Source organism: Leptospira kobayashii, from assembly GCF_003114835.2.
Taxonomy (GTDB): Bacteria; Spirochaetota; Leptospiria; order Leptospirales; family Leptospiraceae; genus Leptospira_A; species Leptospira_A kobayashii.
Window position 1 is genome coordinate 30,755 of record NZ_AP025029.1, and the last position, 19,406, is coordinate 50,160.

A 19,406-nucleotide genomic window follows, 5' to 3' on the forward strand; every position below is an offset into this window, starting at 1 on the left:
TACAAGGCGGACTTCTTTCCGATTATGTCTTAAGCTTTCATCAAATTGAGGGCAGCTCCGGCTTTGAACCAATCAATCTGTTGCGAATTGTAAGTATGGTTCACTGTGATCTCTTCCTTGGAACCGTCTTTGTGGTTCAAGGAAAGTGTGAGCGGTTTGCCTTCTGCGAACGAAGTAAGTCCGTTGATGTCAATCGAATCATCTTCCTGGATCTTATCGTAGTCCTCTTTATTTGCAAAAGTAAGCGCAAGCATCCCTTGTTTTTTCAGGTTTGTCTCGTGAATCCGGGCAAACGATTTTACAAGAACCGCTCTTACACCAAGATGTCTGGGCTCCATTGCGGCATGTTCTCTCGAAGAACCTTCTCCGTAATTTTCATCCCCTACAACAATGGAACCTACTCCAGCCGCCTTATAAGCTCTTTGAGTTTGAGGCACCGGTTCGAAATTTCCTGTTAGTTGGTTTTTGACTTCGTTGATTTTACCGTTGAAGAAGTTGGTCGCTCCGATAAGCAGGTTGTTGGAGATATTATCCAAATGCCCTCTGAACTTAAGCCAAGGACCCGCCATTGAGATATGATCCGTTGTACATTTTCCTTTGGCTTTGATGAGTAATTTCAGACCTTTGAGATCTTTTCCATCCCAAGCAAGAAAAGGTGCGAGCAATTGCAATCTGGTGGAAGCCGGATCAACGATCACTTGTACTCCAGATCCGTCTGCAGCAGGAGCGACAAATCCCGCGTCCTCTACCGCAAAACCTTTGCTAGGTAGTTCTTCGCCGGTAGGAGCATCCAGTTTTACAGTTTCCCCTTTTTCATTCACAAGGGTATCAGTCAAAGGATTGAATGCCAAGGTCCCCGCAATGGCAAGTGCCGTCGTAAGTTCCGGAGAAGCTACAAATGCGTATGTATTCGGGTTTCCGTCCTGTCGGGATTGAAAGTTACGGTTGAAAGAGTGAACAATAGTGTTCTTTTCTTTTTTTTCCGCACCTACACGAGACCACATACCGATACAAGGCCCGCATGCATTGGAGAAAACCTTCGCTCCGATTTTATGGAAGGTATCGATAAAACCGTCCCTTTCAATCGTAAACCTTACAAGTTCCGATCCCGGAGTGATAGTAAATTCAGCCTTTGTTTTCAAACCTTTTGCCGCTACTTGTTTCGCAAGGGATGCAGCACGGGAAATGTCTTCGTAAGATGAATTTGTACAAGAACCGATGAGACCTACTTCCACTTTCAGAGGCCAGCCGTTCTTTTCCGCTTCTTCTTTCAATTTGGAAATAGGAGTCGCAAGATCCGGAGTGAACGGACCATTCACATAAGGCTCTAGAGTGTTCAGATCGATTTCGATCACTTGGTCGAAATACTTGCTCGGATCAGCATACACTTCCTTGTCGGCAGTCAGATGTTCTTTGTATTTGTTGGCGAGGTCGGCAACATCCGCTCTGTTAGTTGAACGAAGATAACGTTCCATGGAAGCGTCATAAGCAAAAGTGGAAGTAGTTGCTCCGATCTCCGCACCCATGTTACAAATCGTACCTTTTCCGGTACAAGAAAGGGACTCGGCACCAGGACCGAAATATTCGACGATGGCACCTGTTCCGCCTTTTACGGTCAAGATACCGGCCACTTTTAAAATTACGTCTTTAGCGGAAGTCCAACCGTTCAATTTGCCCGTAAGTTTGATACCGATCGCTTTAGGCCATTTCAATTCCCAAGCAAGTCCGGCCATCACATCACAAGCGTCAGCTCCTCCGACTCCGATGGCAACCATCCCGAGTCCACCTGCGTTCACTGTGTGCGAGTCGGTTCCGATCATCATTCCGCCCGGGAATGCGTAATTTTCCAATACTACTTGGTGGATGATACCTGCGCCCGGTTTCCAGAAACCGATGCCGTATTTATTCGTTACGGAAGATAAAAAATCATAAACTTCTTTGTTTTCATTCACAGCAAATTTCAAGTCCACTCCGGACTCTTCTTTAGCAGTGATTAAATGGTCACAGTGAACCGTCGAAGGAACGGCTACTTTTTTACGACCGGCTTGCATAAATTGCAATAAAGCCATCTGTGCCGTAGCATCTTGCATTGCAACACGATCTGGTGCGAAGTCGACATAATCTTTGCCTCGTTCGAATGCTTGTTTTGGATTACCATCCCAAAGGTGGGAATAAAGAATTTTCTCAGTCAGTGTAAGTGGTCGGCCTACTATCTTTCTAGCCGCGGAAATTGCCGCGTCCATTTTGGAGTAGCGAGCCTGGATCATTTCTATATCGAATGCCATCTTGTCCTCTTGTTACCTTTATGACTTGGGAAATGATGGAATCAATCGAAAAATTGAAATTCGAATGGTAAATGGAATTTAGTAATCTGAAAGAAAAGGATCAGAGGTCTATCGGAACAAAAACTTCCTCTGCTTTCAGGATCAGTCCGGATTTGATCTCAATCAACCGGGTATTCACAAAAAGCCCGTCTTGGTAAGCACTGACAATCCCGGTTACCAGAATATCCACCTTCAATTCTTCACCTATCTTCCGCAAGGTGGCCATATCTCCGTTGGTTTCCAGACTAAGACCCTTTTCCTTGAGAGCCCTTTCGTGAACCATCCTGTCCAAGATATGGAATCTATCCTTTTTTACCAGTTCGGTGGTCAGTTTTTCCGAAAGAAGAGGACCGTATTGGTTTTTTCCGCCGTCCGTCCCGGTAAAGGTAAGAACGATCAGTCTTTGTTTGTTAAACGTCAGCCCTTTTTCGGAAAGGGAATTGGCAAGTTGTTCCAAGGGGGGTGTGAGTTTCTGAGGACGGGACTCTCGGTCATCAAAACTACAGGAAAGAACAAAAGCGAGTAGGCAAAAAATAAAAAATTTAAAAGGCAACTTCTAACCCCAATGAGGTGGCATATTCGTAGAACGATTTCCCTTGTAAGCCGCCGAGTTGCATCATACCGGGAGCTCCGAGCATCGTTCCGTCTTTGTAAAATTGGTTTTGAACATTAAAAAAGAAACTGGATCTGCTTGCATTCGGATTCTTCCCGCGGAAAGAAGCGGTAAACGTAGTCGGCGATTTTCCGCTAGCGTCTTTCACTTGATTCAAAGGATCGTTTAAGACATTGTAAAAATTATTACCCAAATAGATAGAATATCTTTGAGACGGATCAAGAAATAAAATCACTCCCAAGGAAGCAAGATCCTGGGAAGGACTGAAAGACTGACCGGTAAGTATCCCGTTGGAATTATTTCGGCTATTCAGATAATTGTAACGCACATTCATCTGAATTCTCTGGTTACCCGCGAAAAGAGAAACCTTACCTCCGTCAGGTGAAGATAGGTTGACTGAATTTTCCGCCCTTTGGTTGTAAACCGAGGTCTGCAATTTGAAATAATCGGAAGGAGTAAAATTCGCCTGCCATTCGTATACTTGTTTGATATCGTCTCTTTCTCTGCGGGAAATATCATTCGGACGATTCGGGCTGAGAGGATTGTAATTGAAACTGGAAACAGGAGTATTGACTGCATAGTTGGAATCGCCTGTCAACATACGCGCGCTAAAGAAATCACCGGTTTTTACGGAGACTCCCGCCATCGCCACATTTCTCTGCTCACGTGATCTGTCATCGAAGTGATCATAGGCACCACCTTGAACCACAGCACCGATGTTAGATGTAATTGAATACTGGATTTCATACGAATCATTTCTTCTGAATCCGTAACGATCAGCCAAATAAGAATCCCTTCGGAACGGAGTCCAATTTTGTGCGGAAGAAGAACTGAAACCCCGCATAACAAGTCCGTCTTTTTGGAAGAAAACTTTTCTTTCCCCTACCCGGTTGGAATACAAGTCCCAATCCGTACGATTGCGAATCGAAGAAGACAGACTTTCCGACTCAGCGACGAGACCCGAATTTTCCCATTTGTTATTTTTATCCAATAATTCTTCGGAGATGGGAGCGCGCAAACTGAACTCATTGGGGTTCGGATGGACGGAATCGGTATTTCCGTATTGGCGGGGATTATCGGAATCCAAAGAATCATGGAACAAGGGAGTATCGGACTTAGGTTGGCTAGAACGAATCCAGGGAGAAGGCGCATCAACCCCATCGAATTGTCTCACAGGGGCAAGGGACACGATTGCCACAAGCCCTGCTCCGGAAAGGAGAGACACGATTACTGAAGATTGGGGGGAAAACATGATCAAATGATTGTGATTGCCATCTTAGTTTTTACAAATTGTACCGATTGTAAATTCATTTTTCAAAACAGGAACATTGCGTCTCCATAAGAATAAAATCGGAAATTTCTTTCCAAAGCATAACGATAAGATCGCATAACTAAATTGTTTCCTCCAAAACAATTAACAAGTAAGAGCAAGCTGGATTTCGGAAGATGAAAATTTGTGACAAGTCCTTGGGAAGAATGGATTTGATCTCCCGGTGACAAAAATATGTCAGTTTCTCCTTTTCCTGCCTTATATATTTGAGACTTAAAATCAAAAACAGATTCCAATACCCTAAGTGTGGTAGTTCCAATAGAGATCACTCTTCTTTTTTCTGCTCGAGCTTCATTCAAAATTTTTGCTGTCGCTTCGGACAATTCGTACGATTCCGTGTGTAATTTTTTTTTAAGCAATTGTTCTTCCTGCAAAGGTTGAAAGGTTCCGTAACCGATTTGTAAAATTATGGGGACAAAAATAATTCCTTTCACTTCCAACATCTGACGAAGTTTTTCCGAGAAATGCAAACCCGCAGTAGGTGCCGCAACTGAACCGGGATTAGTTGCAAAAATGGTTTGATAACGATCCTCATCCGATTTCTCCGCTTTTCTTTTCAAATATGGAGGAATAGGAATATTTCCCCACTGGGAAAAATCGGAGTCATCCAGGGATTTGTCCGCAACTAAAATGGAAAGATCTGCGGAATCGCCCTGGTATCGGAATCGGATATCCTCATAACCTTCGGGGTGAAGGGCATCACCTAACTTTAATTTCTTTCTATTTTTTAAAATGCAAATCCATTCTTTGGAGTCAGGATCTCTGGTTTCCAAAAAGACGGACTCATGTATACGGCCGGATCGGGCAGAAAGATAAACTCTTCTTTTGGAAACTTTGGTTTCGTTATAAACCAAAACATCTCCTTCTATAAAATAATCCGCGATTTCTTTAAATCGGGAATGTTCTGTAATCGTATCCTTTTCCCTGTTCAAAACGAGAAGCCGGGACTCATCCCTATTCTCTGCGGGGTACTTCGCAATCTGCGATTCAGGCAAAAGGAAGTCATAGTCTTTGAGAAATTCATCCATAAATATAGGGAAAGGAAAACCTTGCTAGAATAAAGATTTGCTTAAACTTGGTTGGAAAACCATGTTGAAGACAGTCTGGAACTCCGAAGCCATTGGGAAATTTGTTTTTATAAGTTTTCTATTATTTTTCCTAATCAGCGGTGTTACCCGTAACAAACAAAAATCGGATTTTCTGGATTATTACCACGCAAGCCAAAGATGGGGAACTGGCGAAAACCTATATAAATTCGATACCATTACCAAACTGACGGAAAAATTAAAAGATTGGCAGGAAATTTTTTTGCCGGAGAACGCGGCACTTTTGGATTCGCTGCAAAACCAAACGGGGACTTATATCTACCCTCCTCTTTTTTCCTTTCTACTGATCCCTTTCGGAAAATTGGATCCATCGTTTGCTTCCGGGCTTCATTCCATTCTGAATTGGTTCTGTCTCGTAGGGATATTTTACATTCTCTCCAAAATTCGATTTTTTGAAAATCAATCGAAAATCAGTCCATGGATATATGTTCTGACAATTTTAGCTAACTTTCGTTATCTGGAGAGTCATGTTCAAAACAACCAGGTGGGATTACTACTTATTTTCCTGGTTTTATCGGCACTGGTAAGTAAAAACGATCTGTTGTCAGGGGTATTACTTGCACTTGCAACAGTGATCAAGGTAACTCCCATCGTTTTTATAGTGATCTTTATCTATGAAAAAAGATTCAAAGCCGTTCTGTATTTTTTAGCGGGACTTATTTTCTGGAATGCGATTCCCCTTCTCTACCGTTTCGATTATACGATCGTAATGACAAAGGAATGGTTCACACAAGTTTTGGGCCAAGCACTCTCAAATCCTCTGGCAAGATCTTGGAAAAACAACCAAAGTCTGTCTTCCACTTTGGCAAAATATTTTTATCACGGTGCCGATTTTGTCAACCAACCTCTCTATAGACTCCCCTTTGTGGATCTATCTTTAAATACGATCAAATGGATACAAAACGGAATCATTGTCCTATTCGGATTACCAATATTGTACTTATTGAAAAAACCGAACTTAAAGTGGCACTTAACTTCGCTTTTGTTTTTAGCATCCTGTTTGTTCAGCGGAATCAGTTGGGTTCATAGTTTCGTGATTTGTATCTTTCCCATTTATTTTTTGATTTTGCATAAAGAGAATCATAAGTGGACTAGAGCGGAAAAAAATTGGTTTTTGATTACAATTGCGCTTGTACTTCTCACTCACAGATCCTTTGTGGGAGGACTCGTGGAAAATATATTTCTGATGTATTCCATTCTATTCTACTTAGGCGCAAGCCTTTATCTCTTTATCATATCCGTATCATTAAGGAATTATGAATCTAGGAATTGATGCAAGGCCTCTTGCTTACGGAATCACCGGCAACTCCCGCTATTTAGCGGAAGTTTTGCGGATCATTATAAAAAGAAATTCCAAAGTCCATTTTTATCTTTTTTCCAATAAACCGATCCATCCTGTTTTCAATGATATTTTAGATTTGCCGAACGTAAAAACCATCTATGAATCCAAGTCGTATCCAGGGCCGATTTACCTGAATTTTATATTACCGAAGCGAATAGCGGAACAAAATATCAATCGGTTTTGGGGAACATTGCAAATGTTGCCTATACGCAAGCTTCCCATCCCCAGCTTTGTAAATTATCACGATTTGAATTTTATTTCCGCACCGGAAACGATGGCAAAGTGGAATTTCTGGCAACACAAACTGCTTTCCCAATATACTTTAAAGAATGCCGACAAAATCTTTTGTTTGTCGAAAAATACGAAAAACGAAATCTCAGCTTATATGCCAGAGGCTACTAACAAGTGTTTGGTGGTATATCCCGGAGTTTCCAAACGGAATTTCAAAAAGACAAAGGGGATTTTCCCGAAATCCTTTTTTCTAACGGTGGGGACTCTCGAACCGCGGAAAAACATAAAACGACTGATAGACGCTTTCCGAAAGTTCAAAGAAACAAACCCGAAGGACGGACATTCTTTATTGGTTCTCGGCAGAAAAGGTTGGGGAGAGGAAGGAGACAAACTCTTTCAAACACTCACCGACGGCTCTTTGGAAAAATACAGAATTCAATTTATGGAAAATCCGAATGATGACGTGCTTGGACAAGCAATAAACGAATGTGAGGCGTTCTTTTTCCCTTCCCACCATGAGGGCTTCGGACTGCCTCTTTTGGAAGCGATGATTGAAGACAAACGTTGCGCTGCATCGGATATCCCTGTTTTTCGCGAGATTCTTTCCGACTCCTCCGACTTATATGTGCCGTCCTCTTCCTTGGAAGGTTGGACAAATGCATTTCAATTGTTTTCCCATCTTAAAACAAAAACCAGATCACCAAAATTTTCCAAAACAAAATGGTCTTGGGATCATACCGCCAAATTACTAGAAGAGGTTTTATTAAAATGAAATATAAATTGAAAAGACTGAAATTCAAAATCAGCGAATATTTGATCCGAAAACAAAATCGTTATTTCGGAACCGCAATATATGAAGAAATAAATTCAAATCCGGCTCCTAACATTCTGATCTTAGCCTGCGCAGGCATCTTTCTGTATTTTTTCGCAAAGAATGTACACTATCTGAATGATTTTTTGTATTGGTTCGTAGGACTTCTGGAGATTACAAAAATTTTGAAGATCGGGTTTTTAGATAATGTGAAATATTATCAATACTTATCCGTTTTTGTTTTTTTCTATCTTTCTCTTTCCCTTCTTTGGGATTTGGGTGTTCTACTTTCCCGCTGGAACGTACGTTTGGTGCTTGTGAAAGACGAAGTATGGATGATTCAAAATTCAGGATTCGGAAAAAAACTGATCAAATTCACTACCAAGTCGGAGAATCTGAGCTTGGAATGGAATCACTCGGGGCTTCTTAACATTCTAGGGCTCAATCGAATCGTTTGGAAAAAAGACGGACAGACTTTAGGATATTCTCCTTATTTCTTTCCTTACGGGAAAAACAAACAAATCCTGGATCAAATTTTGAAAAGAGCCTAGACCCGAATTTGAATTTTAAAACCGGAACAGAACATTTTGCGTAAAATATCCGTTATACTTATCCTGATTCTGCTCGCACTCTTTCATCTGAGATATTTATCTCAATTTTTTGATTGGGACTCTTGCGTTTACGCTTTGAATATCCAGCGAAATCGGCTTGAATCGGCCTTTTATAATCCGCACCATCTGGGTTTCGAATCTTCAGGGCTTCTCTATTGGAAACTGCTTCAATACATTTATCCTACGACGGATATTATGTTTTTTCTCAGACTTCGTATTTTAAGTTTCGCCTTATTCTTCTTAGGTGCTTTTATCTGGTTGTTTTACAAACTATATAATGATTTCATTTTGGCGGTTATTTTGGCTTTGGTCATCCAGTTCAGCCAGGCCTTCTGGTTTTACAGTCTTCATAATGACACTCCGCTAATCCATTCCTGTCTGATGGCTCTTCTGTTTTTATTCACAATTTATTTTATAAGGGAAGGTTTGAAAACCAGGCATTTGTTCTTTCTCTGGTTTTTACAACTTTCCTCCATCTATTTTCACCAATCCAACGTGATCCATTTCGGAATGGTACCTATGGCGATATTGATCTCGGGAAACCGGTATTTCGGTAAAAAAATGCGGACCATCTTTATCTACTTACTTACGTTAGGTGTTGCGACGATTCTTTCATATCTCTTTGTGGGATTTATCATCCTAAAAAAGGGATTGGGAAATCCCGACGAATCCCATTTTTCCTTTTGGATGTTCTTGTATGCGGCGATCGATCGATGGGGAACATCCGTGGGTGAAAAAAATTATATCCATTATTTCTATCGAGGTATCGGAGATGCGTTTTTGGTCTTTCAAACGGTAATCCCTAAGTTTCGAGTGGATTTTTCCAATCTATGGGCCAAACAATCCGCAGCTTTCAACTTTCATCTTTTGTTCTGGATTTTTAGCTTGGGTATTGGATTTTTGAATTTCCGTAATTTGTGGAGCCAGTTTCGAACTGAAATTTTGATTATGATATTTTGGTTAATACCTTCGATCGGATTTTATACTTGGTGGGAAGGTTATTTTTTCGAATTCTGGGTAGGCACTACCATAGGATTATGGATATTCAATTATTATATTCTGAAATCCTTAAGTTTTTCCCGACTGCCCTATTTTTCCCGTTCCTTACTACACTGCACCTATGCATTATTAGGTGGATTCTATTTTTTGACGAACTTTACTTATTCGACTCTCCCCCGTTCCATCGGTCCCAAATTCGGCTATGTGGAAGGAATCCAGGGACCCGTTTTGAAATTAGCAGAAGAAAAGATCTATAATAGGTAAACATCAATGTTATTTAATTCTTTTGAATTTTTAATTTTTTTCCCAATAACAATCATTATAGGAAATCTGTTGAAAAACCGATGGCAAAGGTTGTTTTTTCTACTTGCGAGCTATTATTTCTATATGGCTTGGCAACCAAGCTCCATCAAATGCGATGCCCGCGAAACTACAGGCATTGGATACTGGGTTGATACCCTTTTCTGCGATTACAAGATCAACGCCTATGTATCCATTTTGCTTTTTTCGACCGTAGTGGATTACTTTGCCGCGAGATTGATTGAACGATCAGAAGCCGGAAATTTTAAAAGAAAGATCTATCTGATCATCTCTCTTTTGGTAAACCTGGGAACTTTGGGTTTTTTCAAATACACAAACTTCTTACTCGGCCTACTGAATGATATCAATGTTTGGAATGATTTTCGATTTGAAAATCAAGACATCATTCTGCCCGTTGGGATTTCCTTTTATACATTCCAATCCATGAGCTATACCATAGATGTATTCAATGGAAAAACGGAAGCGAGAAAATCCTTTTTGGATTTTTCACTTTATGTTGCTTTTTTTCCTCAATTGGTTGCAGGTCCCATCGTTCGTGCGGAAACATTTTTCCGGGATTTGGATCACAGACTTACGGTTTATAAAGCCAATATCGAAGAAGCATTTTGTCTGATTCTGATCGGGCTCACCCGCAAGATCGTATTTGCAGATAACTTGGCTAAGGTGGTGGATTCCACTTTCAGTAACTACGCGAATTTGAATCCGATCGAAATTTGGACGGGAGCACTTGCTTTCGGTTGGCAGATCTATTTTGATTTTGCAGGTTACACGGATATTGCAATCGGTGTGGCAAGATTATTCGGATTCCAATTCAATCCCAATTTCAACTTTCCCATGTCTTGCAGGAATATTGCGGATCATTGGTCGAAATGGCATATCTCCTTTTCCACTTGGATTCGGGATTATATCTATATACCTTTGGGAGGATCAAGAGGCTCCGTATATACTTACATTCGCAACATTATGATTACATGGTTATTTGCGGGACTTTGGCACGGAGCAGCTTATCACTATGTGGCATGGGGAGTCTGGCAAGGTGTAATGTTACTCGGACATAAGTTTTACAGCGGAACCGGTGTTGCTCTTACCTTAAATGAAAAGGGAGGAAGAACTTACGACATATTCGCACGAGTATTTACTATGTTCTGTTTGGCGTTCGGATTTATCATGTTCCGCGCCGAATCCATGGAAAAAGCAGTAAGTATGATGAAGAGCTTAGTGTTCCTTCAAAACTCAGGACAACCGCTATGGCGTTGGGACAATTACCATTATGGTATTTTACTTTTGATATGTTTCATTGCAAGTTACGTATTCTCCAAAAGACAGATTCCATCTATCTTAAAAGGCAATCCGTTTAAATTCACCGCATTCGTAGTCGTTAATATATATCTACTCTTATTATTCGGAGTCACCGAGAGTCAAAATTTCTTGTACTTTCAATTTTAAAACTTATGAATCTAAAAGAACTAAAAGCATTTCTCATTGATAAACGACTTCTTCTGGCTCTAGGAATCCTCCTATTTATTGAGATTCTGTTCCAAATCGGTGTTTATAAACCTTTGTTGAAAAAAAACTCCTACGCCGCAAATATCAATCGTGTCACAGAACACGTATTAAATAATAAAGAAGTTTTGGATCCGGATATTCTGATCGTAGGCACATCGGTTGCATTCGAAGGTTTAAGTGTACGAATTTTAAACGAACAACTGAAAGAAAACGGTTGGAAGGTTCAATCCATTGCCATCCGTGGCTCTGAACTTGTTGTCCAACACCGTATCTTGGAAAAATATCTGGATGAATTTAAAAACGTAAAATACGTGCTTCATATTTTGGAACCGGGTATGGCATGGGTGGATAGAACGGAAACGATCGATCCGACTCTCGCGATGTTATCCGAGCTCGGAAATTTTCGAGCCATATCTTTGATCAAAGAATTTGAATATACTCCCGATAGATCCAGTTATGTTTATTTGGCATTCAAGTCTGTTGCTTATAGAAAAGATCTGGGAGATCTATTTATTAATTTCAATGAAAGAATCAAAGCCATCTCTCGTAGAAATAAAAATCCGAATCTAAATCCTTGGGATTACGAAAATGTAACCGCCGAATCTCTCGGACCTTATCAAATCAACAGTATAGAAGACTGCCTTGCAAAGACAAAACCGGATTCCTCTTTTCCTCTTCCCAAAGAATCCAATCCGGATCACAAAAGAATGATCTTTGAAACGTGTACCGTTGCAAATTCAGTTCCGAAATCTTCTGAAGAAACAGAAAGCACAAAACGTTACTTTCGAAGATTGCAAAAAATGTATGAATTAATCGCCAAAAAAAATATCCATATCATCGACATCTTTGCTCCCTATTCCAACGCAATCCGAGCTCTCAATGAAACAGGAAGGATGACTGTTTGGGAGAATGGACTTAATTCTGCACTTTCCCCTTATCAAAAATTGGATCAAATCGATATGCAAGACAGTTTGGGAACCGGAGATAATGGGAAATATTGTTTTGATTTGATTCATTTGAACCGCTTGGGAATGGAAAGTTTTTCTATTGCGCTTAGCAAAAAATTGGCGGGCCGTCTTGGAAAAAAATGAACTAACATTAAACGAAATGCAAAAGACAGTTGATGTCTGGATTCAATCCATAGGAGTTCGTTATTTTTCCGAACTCACCAACTTAGCAGTATTAGTCGAAGAGGTCGGAGAGTTTTCAAGACTCATGGCTCGCACTTACGGAGACCAGTCTTTTAAAAAAGGAGAATCTAAAGATCAGATCCCTTCCGAAATGGGCGATATTTTATTTGTCCTTACCTGTCTTGCCAACCAGATGGGGCTCTCTTTGCAAGACTGCATCGAAAAAACGTTGGAGAAAAATACTCTTCGGGATGCAAACAGACATAAAGAAAATGAAAAGCTTCAATCTAAGGATAAGACATAATTAAGTCGCGCGGGTGGTAAAAGCCCCCGCCCTGAGTCGGGTTGGGGGGTGTGGCTCGTGGGCTCGCAAAACAACCCCTATCACAATCCGTCCATTCCCTCCACTCTCATTTCCATCCTCAAAAAAATTTCTTAGAAAAAGTTCGCCTTTTTGCCTCTCATCTTCATCTTTTTTCCATTTCCAAAACCACCGTACCGCTTTTTACAAGACCAAGTAACTCGCGTTCTGTTGCAGTGAATTCTTTTTCCAAACAGCTAGTCGCAAAATCTCTGTTTACTTTTGGTAAAAATATGCTAGCGGAAATTTTTATTGCCGCAAAACCGATTTTGCCTCCTGGGGAGTCCATAAAAACCAACTCATCGTAAGTGGCCAATCTCTGCGAAGCTTGAGAAAGGGAAAATCCTGATGCTTCACAAGAATCAACCGTTTGATAATTAGTTATATTTTTTATATTAGTCTCTTCCGCTTGTGTAGTCGGTTTCAAAAACATCAAACCCGATTGCAAAATACTTTCTTGGCAGTCGGGAGTACGATCTGAAATTTTTTTCGTTTCATTTAATTGGAATGTCACTTCTGATTGAGTCACCAGAGACTGATTGATATTGCAAATACCTCTCGGCTTTCTACTGCAAGTAGACACATCAACTGACGATTGTTTAGTTACTTTAACGCAGTTCCCTTCCGAGCGAAAAGCGGATATAAGAATTAGAAATTGAGTCTGGTTTTGATTTCTCTCTTTTTGTTTAGCTTTCCCCTCCTCACCGCAATGGAATAAAGAAACGGATAAAACAAAAATTAAAAAATAAAAACGGCAACTTTGTGGCATTCGATTTAGAACCTAACTTCCATTCCGAGGTTTATAATCGGCAGATATACAATGCGCCCCCTGGGATCTTCCGATTGCACATAAGGAGAGTTTACCGTGTCATAAACAGGCGCAGGATTCACTCCTCTTTCATAGGCCTTTAGGTTATCAAAATTCTGCCCTGATTGATTTCTCCTTCCGTAGAAATTCACAAATTCAAGATAAACATTGATATAACCCCAACTGTAATTGTCGAATTTATCGATTCTTAAATCAAATTGATGAAAAGGAGCATACGCGTCACTATTGTATGCTTTTGAATATTCCGGAATGTACAAATTCGCCCCGAAAGTGGCCGCTTGGTTCAATCGATTTGCACCTGTAATAGGAGTAAAAGGAGAACCGGAAAAATAACGATACCTTCCTCCAATCTGCCATTCCGGATTGAACTTATACCCGAACACAATGTTCAGAATATGAGATCTATGCAAATCATAGAGTTCCATCCTATCGTTATTGAAAATAAATTCGGTTGTATTATTATCATAGTAGTTAAGATAATTTGTTCCGATCTTTGTTTGAGCAAGAATCGTCCTTTGACTATTTTCGAGCGTCCTATCTCTTTGTTCATCGGATGATAAACGAGCTTGGTTATTGTTCCGCTTAGTAAGTGAGTTCGTATAAGAGACCCAACCGAAAGCTCCCGATTCTTCTCTAGGATCTTTTGTCTTTTTCACAAAAAACTCCACTCCCTCGGAGAATCCGTAACCCGAATTTGAGTAATTTAAATTACGCGGTGTTAAAGGAGAATTGATCGCGTTCGAAGGGTCGCGCACAAAAAGACGTAGATCATTATTGAGAGAATAAGGATCGGTCGCATAAGAATCCGCGACAATTATATTCTGAAATATATTATGAAATGCTTCTAGTTTTAAGCTCCACCCTTTTGGCAGCTCTTGGGTAATCCCTATGGAGTTATGCTCTGATCTCTCCATAAATAAATTCGGATTGCCTGCACGTTTGGAAAGTTGTTCTACGGAAACGGGCGAATTATAATGAATACCATGTCCGGCCAAAATCGAAGTTTTTGTCGACTCAAACACATAACCACCGCTAATCCTTGGTGAAAGATTTACCTCTCCGCTGCCACTATAGGAATCAACTCTTCCTCCAGGTGTCAATCGAAAGCCATGCCATTTCCCCTGGAATTCGGCAAACCCTGCAACTTCATGGTAACGAATCCTATCTCCGTCTATAATGGATCGGAACTGCGGACTTGAATTGATTAGATTGTCAAAAATTTGACTGAACAATCGATTAGTCGATGTTATATTTTCGCCTTTCAGGTTTGTTTCTTTGGAGCGAAATTGCAATCCTCCTTCAAACTTCACATAATCTTCAAGAACATCCAATTCCAAACGTTCTTCCGCAAAAGTAAGATAATCACTGGTTCTATTTTGGAGTCCGAAAATATTTTCCGCTGTAGCCGGATTCGTTATTCTTAACTCAAAGAATTCGCGAAACTCGGTTCTCGAATAGGACAATGTATTTCTGAAACTTTTTCCCTTCCAAATATGGCGAATCCCGTCCGTTCGAAACAATCGATCAAGTCCCGTCGGTGGCCTCGGATCGGCGCCATCTCTTTCATAACTTGCCTGCTGTTTTGTATATGCCTGTCTATCCCGTCCTCCGAAGGTTTGGATTGACAATCTTTGTTCGTTACTGATATCCCAAATCATTTTCCATTGAAAATCATGATATTCTGCAAACTTAGCATCTTGAGGGATCGCGTCGGGATAAGTTCTCAATAAAACAAAATTCGGATAATTTTTTCTACCGGAAGTAATCATGGATAAAGAGGGAGATAACTTTGTCTGATTATAAGCATCTGTAAGAAAAAAATTCATATTAACAACCGTTTTATTCTGCTCTACCCGATCGGTCCCTTCAACCGAGATGATACCGCCAGTCGCAAAACCGTATTTAGATGGAAATGCCCCCGTATAAACATCAAAAGACCGGATTAAATTATTATTCAATACGGAAGACTGATTGCCTAAATGAAAAGGATACGACAACGGAAATCCGTCGAAAAAATACTGATTCTGTCTTGTGCCACCGCCTCTTAAAGAAAGATCTCCTCTTTCACTATTCGAATAAGGAACCCCTGATACTGCATTCGCACCCACATTGGTAAAAGCGGTAGGAAGTACTCCTACCGGAACTCCGATTACGACACCCGGGATAGTTTGGAGTGCTTTTAGGGAATCTCCTGCAACTCCCGGAATCCGTTTGATCTCGTCCTGTTGCAAACCGTATCTGGAAAGAGGAGTTTTGTCCCTTTCCCCACTAACAATGATTCCACCAGATTCCTGATCCCGAATGGAAACTAGAATAACCTGGCCCGAATATCTGATTTCCTTTGTAGAAGTCTCAATCCGATCACCTGCAACAATTTTAATTTCATAATAACCCGGACCGGGAAATAAAAGTACCGCAGTTCCTTCCGCATCCGTGATCCCGCTGGCTTTTGCATATTTTGCGACTACCGTTGCATTTGCAACCGGACGTCCAGAAGAAGATCGAACCAGATGAAATTTTACATCTATCTGTTTTTCCGCATGAATTTCTTTAAAGCCGAAAAAGACAAACAACAAAGTAAGAATGAGTTCGCTCTTTTTCATGCTGTATATTACTAACGCAAGATAGCTCTCAGATACAAGCGCAAATGTGCCGGATGGGAATTCATATCGGAAATACAATATTCGAATTTAGAACGAAAAACTTCGTCTCGTTTAGTTCTCTCTTCGTAAATGGAATAATCGGATAACACTTCCTTGAAAAAAACAACCTGACCTTCATGTTCATACTCTTCGCGAAAAAACATAAAAGCGTGAGCTAAATCATGCAAAACATGTTCCCAGGCATCCCGAACGTCTTCTATCATCTCCCCTTGCATGGCTCTATCCCAATCGATAGTAACAAACCGGTAACCCTCCGCTTGAGAAGTCAGCATCTCATAAGAAGAAGGAAGTCTATCTATCAAACGTAAGTCCCAATTCCCCAGATTCCAATTTAGTAAAGTTTGTCTGACCGTATCCGGCATGCCGTAAAACCGAACCTCGGTAAGAAAAGAATTCAAGTCCGATCTATCAGGCAGCGGTCTTCCTGTTTTTAAAAAAGAAAGTCTTCCTTTTCGTTCTTCCATGTACATCAGAACAAACCGTATCAAGAGCTCCGAATGAGGAGACGTACGATTTTCAAATGCAGCACGAAGACTTTCTAATTTCTCTTTTAAACGGAAAGCTTCCTTCGGCAAGTCCTCTCTGGGAACAAGCATCTTACGAAAACTTCCATAAGGTTTTCCATCACGAACAGGCATTCGGCAAACTCAATCCTCTGCTAGGTTATTTGCCTGTTTTTCCAATTTATGAATATTTTCACGGATGATATCGGCATTTTTAACAACTTCAGCGACACTCGCTTCCATATTTGCAACAACACCTAACATTTCATCTTTGTCGTTGGAAAGCAATTTGGCCTCTTCCGCGATTCTTTTCGAAAGTTCACTGATGTTTGTGAGAGAACTTAACATTTCCAAATTGGTATTTTTCTGAATCTCAATCTTATCCTTTAGGTTGGAAAGAACGGATGATAATTCATGGTATCCTTTTTGGAGCTCACTGGATTGATTTCTGGACTTTAATGCTAGTTCAACGCCTTCTTGGATGAATTTGTTGGATTTCTGAATGATGTTTTTGATTTTTGTGGCGTTCTCATTGGAATTGTCCGCAAGTTTGGCAACCTCTTGTGCAACAACCGCAAACCCGCGACCATGTTCCCCGGCTCTTGCGGCTTCAATGGAAGCGTTCAATGCAAGCAAATTCGTACGATCGGCGATTTCAGCCATGATTTGATTCACTTCACTGACTTGCTTTTGAGATTCGCTGACGGACACCAACCTTTGGTCCAAATCCCTTACGGATTCCGACAAGGAGTCACCTAAGATTCTGAAATCACTCATCTTATTAAATAAAGTGGAACAAGAATCACTAACAGAGATTAAATTTGCTTTTAAGGAATCCGAATTTGCATTTGCAGTTTTAATCTGGTCGTCTTGGTTGTTTATATTTCCAACGGAGGTTTGAATGCTATCGGAAAAAGACAACATAAGCTCGGACATTTCCTTGATACTCAATGCCTGATTTGAAATTTGAGTGTTAAAATTCTGAACGACATTATTGATAACGGAAACCGATCCTGCAAGCATCTCGCCGACGGATTTCAGAATGGTATTTTTATTTTCCATCGTCACTCTTTGGCGATTCGATTCATGGGTTTTTACATCAGCTTCTTCCCTCATACGATTTAATAAATCCAGAACAGTGCCTGCCAAATAACCAAATGCGATTAGAAATAGAATTTTGAATATTTCGTTCGAAATAGCAACTGTTCCCTTCATACTTTGTACTCCGATCGCTTCCTTAAATTCAACGCCTAAAGAAAAACTAATCGAAAGTAAAGCAACCAGGCAAAGCGCGGAATAATATGTACAAGCTAGTAGAGTTTTTCTGGAGAATAAAAAAGCGGAGTAAGTTATATAGAAATAATAAAGAGCGTACAAAGTAGGAGACTTGATCAAATCCGCAGCACTATCTCTCCCACTGTAGAGTCCGGAAGCTGTCACCGCAAATAAAACGGAGATATCTAAAAACAAAAATATACGAGGAAAAATTTTATTCAGTTTTCCTTTATTGAACAAGGAAGCCTGAATGGATCCGTAAATAAACATGGCAGTAATTCCAACCGAATAACTGATATTTTGTAAGGCGGTAGCCGTCTGATAAGATCCGATCACTGCAATTATATAGAAAGATGCAAGTGAAAACCGTACGCGATTTACATAAACCGGGCCGAGTAACGACCAATCTTTTATCTTCTGTTTTTGTTTTTCTTTCATTATTGGCAAAGCTGTCTCTAAGAGTAATCCATCGTATCACAGTAAGAAGTCAATTTATTAATTGTTCAAATTCAAATCAAAACTTAACATCCGCTAACCTTAATTCGAATCAAATGCAGAATTTCCGAAATAAATTTTAATGAATTACTTGACAAAATTTAGTTAAATATTAAATTATTTAATGTCTAACTATTTGAGGACAAAAAATATGAAAAAAGTATTACATTTAGGAAAAGAAAGGGGGCATGCTAACTTTGGCTGGCTGGACAGCCATCATTCCTTCAGCTTTGGAAACTACTTCCACCCGGAAAAAATCCAATTCGGAGCTTTGCGTGTCCTAAATGACGATTCCGTAGAGGCCGGCATGGGGTTCGGAACCCACCCTCATGACAATATGGAGATTATCTCTATCCCTCTTTCCGGGGAATTGGCCCATAAGGATAGTACGGGGACAAACGGAGTCATCCAAACAGGTGAAGTTCAAATCATGTCCGCAGGAAGCGGGATCCGACATTCAGAGTTCAATCATAGTCTGAAGGATAAGGTAAATTTTTTACAAATATGGATTCTTCCGAAAGAAAGAAACATTTCTCCCCGTTATGAACAAAAGGCATTTGCCAAAGAAGGAAAATTAAACTCCTTTCAAACGGTTGTTTCCCCGAATGAGCCTAATGCTGTTTGGATCAACCAAGATGCGTATTTCTCACTCTCGCTTCTGGAAGAAGGCAAAGAGTTGGATTACAAATTGAAAAATCCGAATCACGGACTTTATGTTTTTCTGATCAACGGAAAACTCAATGCAGAAGACCAACCTTTGGAAAGAAGGGATGCAGTGGGAATCTGGGAGACAGAGCAAGTTCACTTCAAAGCGGAAAAAGAAAGCGAGTTCTTAGTGATAGAAGTTCCCATGAACTAAGAAACTCTCAAGATACATAATTAAACCGCGCGGGAATCATTAAAGCCCCCACCCTGAATCGGGTTGGGGGGTGTGGCTCGTGGGCTCGCAAAACAAC

16 protein-coding genes are annotated in these 19,406 nt (G+C 40.4%); 8 read left to right on the plus strand and 8 right to left on the minus strand.

Annotated elements, in window-relative coordinates; translation table 11 throughout:
* Positions 1-29: 29 nt before the first annotated feature.
* From DI077_RS18425 to queA, 4 genes are all read right to left on the minus strand, one after another.
* The gene (locus DI077_RS18425; protein WP_109022236.1) at positions 30-2,285 is read right to left on the minus strand and encodes an aconitate hydratase; all 2,256 of its coding nucleotides are present in this window, start codon (positions 2,283-2,285) and stop codon (positions 30-32) included.
* Between the two features lie 100 nt (positions 2,286-2,385).
* Positions 2,386-2,877, minus strand: a complete 492-nt coding sequence (locus DI077_RS18430; RefSeq protein WP_109022235.1) for a FlgO family outer membrane protein — start codon at positions 2,875-2,877, stop codon at positions 2,386-2,388.
* Positions 2,867-4,189: a hypothetical protein gene (locus DI077_RS18435; protein WP_109022234.1), complete on the minus strand. Its 1,323-nt coding sequence runs from the start codon at positions 4,187-4,189 to the stop codon at positions 2,867-2,869. The genes DI077_RS18430 and DI077_RS18435 overlap by 11 nt, the downstream gene beginning before the upstream one ends.
* A 62-nt stretch (positions 4,190-4,251) precedes the next feature.
* Positions 4,252-5,295: a tRNA preQ1(34) S-adenosylmethionine ribosyltransferase-isomerase QueA gene (gene queA, locus DI077_RS18440; protein WP_109022233.1), complete on the minus strand. Its 1,044-nt coding sequence runs from the start codon at positions 5,293-5,295 to the stop codon at positions 4,252-4,254.
* A 61-nt stretch (positions 5,296-5,356) separates the two neighbouring features.
* Between queA and DI077_RS18445 the strand changes: the two genes are divergently transcribed.
* From DI077_RS18445 to DI077_RS18475, 7 genes are read left to right on the plus strand one after another with little or no spacing between them, the layout of a single operon-like run.
* The gene (locus DI077_RS18445) at positions 5,357-6,646 is read left to right on the plus strand and encodes a glycosyltransferase family 87 protein (protein ID WP_109022232.1); all 1,290 of its coding nucleotides are present in this window, start codon (positions 5,357-5,359) and stop codon (positions 6,644-6,646) included.
* Positions 6,630-7,718, plus strand: a complete 1,089-nt coding sequence (locus DI077_RS18450) for a glycosyltransferase family 4 protein (protein ID WP_109022231.1) — start codon at positions 6,630-6,632, stop codon at positions 7,716-7,718. The genes DI077_RS18445 and DI077_RS18450 overlap by 17 nt, the downstream gene beginning before the upstream one ends.
* On the plus strand, positions 7,715-8,308 hold the full coding sequence (locus tag DI077_RS18455) for an LIMLP_18675 family protein (RefSeq protein WP_109022230.1): 594 nt from the start codon (positions 7,715-7,717) through the stop codon (positions 8,306-8,308). Before DI077_RS18450 ends, DI077_RS18455 begins: the two co-directional genes overlap by 4 nt.
* Positions 8,309-8,344: 36 nt before the next feature.
* Positions 8,345-9,631, plus strand: coding sequence for a hypothetical protein (locus DI077_RS18460; protein ID WP_109022229.1), 1,287 nt, complete (start codon positions 8,345-8,347; stop codon positions 9,629-9,631).
* Positions 9,632-9,637: 6 nt separating this feature from the next.
* Positions 9,638-11,134: an MBOAT family O-acyltransferase gene (locus DI077_RS18465; RefSeq protein WP_109022228.1), complete on the plus strand. Its 1,497-nt coding sequence runs from the start codon at positions 9,638-9,640 to the stop codon at positions 11,132-11,134.
* A 5-nt stretch (positions 11,135-11,139) separates the two neighbouring features.
* The gene (locus tag DI077_RS18470) at positions 11,140-12,285 is read left to right on the plus strand and encodes a hypothetical protein (protein WP_109022227.1); all 1,146 of its coding nucleotides are present in this window, start codon (positions 11,140-11,142) and stop codon (positions 12,283-12,285) included.
* Entirely contained in the window at positions 12,272-12,628 is a 357-nt protein-coding gene (locus DI077_RS18475; RefSeq protein ID WP_109022226.1) for a nucleotide pyrophosphohydrolase, read from the plus strand. Before DI077_RS18470 ends, DI077_RS18475 begins: the two co-directional genes overlap by 14 nt.
* A gap of 163 nt (positions 12,629-12,791) precedes the next feature.
* Here DI077_RS18475 and DI077_RS18480 read toward each other — a convergent pair whose 3' ends face one another.
* The 4 genes from DI077_RS18480 to DI077_RS18495 form a co-directional block, all read right to left on the minus strand.
* Entirely contained in the window at positions 12,792-13,268 is a 477-nt protein-coding gene (locus DI077_RS18480; protein WP_167837226.1) for a hypothetical protein, read from the minus strand.
* Between the two features lie 191 nt (positions 13,269-13,459).
* Positions 13,460-16,117, minus strand: coding sequence for a TonB-dependent receptor (locus tag DI077_RS18485; RefSeq protein ID WP_242935459.1), 2,658 nt, complete (start codon positions 16,115-16,117; stop codon positions 13,460-13,462).
* A gap of 11 nt (positions 16,118-16,128) precedes the next feature.
* Positions 16,129-16,815: a hypothetical protein gene (locus tag DI077_RS18490; RefSeq protein WP_242935460.1), complete on the minus strand. Its 687-nt coding sequence runs from the start codon at positions 16,813-16,815 to the stop codon at positions 16,129-16,131.
* 9 nt (positions 16,816-16,824) lie between these two features.
* Entirely contained in the window at positions 16,825-18,393 is a 1,569-nt protein-coding gene (locus DI077_RS18495; RefSeq protein ID WP_109022457.1) for a methyl-accepting chemotaxis protein, read from the minus strand.
* A gap of 208 nt (positions 18,394-18,601) precedes the next feature.
* On the opposite strand from DI077_RS18495, the gene DI077_RS18500 reads away from it, so the two are divergent.
* On the plus strand, positions 18,602-19,309 hold the full coding sequence (locus DI077_RS18500; RefSeq protein WP_109022456.1) for a pirin family protein: 708 nt from the start codon (positions 18,602-18,604) through the stop codon (positions 19,307-19,309).
* The last annotated feature ends 97 nt before the right edge of the window (positions 19,310-19,406 follow it).